A 214-nucleotide genomic window follows, 5' to 3' on the forward strand; every position below is an offset into this window, starting at 1 on the left:
TGACTTTTAATCAGAGGGTCGACAGTTCGAGCCTGTCACGACTCATAGGTCAATTTTGCGGGTGTGGCGGAATTGGCAGACGCACTAGATTTAGGTTCTAGCGTCGAAAGACGTGGGGGTTCAAATCCCTTCACCCGCACCATTTTTTTTATTTATGTTGCCGACTTAGCTCAGTTGGTAGAGCATCTGATTTGTAATCAGAGGGTCGGGCGTT

Annotated in this window: 1 tRNA gene; it reads left to right on the forward strand. The window is 47.7% G+C overall.

The features are described from left to right. Window positions 1-57: 57 nt before the first annotated feature. Window positions 58-142 (forward strand) — tRNA-Leu (locus FD20_RS08825). Window positions 143-214 lie beyond the last annotated feature (72 nt).

Source organism: Liquorilactobacillus uvarum DSM 19971, assembly GCF_001434935.1.
In the GTDB taxonomy this organism is placed as follows: Bacteria; Bacillota; Bacilli; order Lactobacillales; family Lactobacillaceae; genus Liquorilactobacillus; species Liquorilactobacillus uvarum.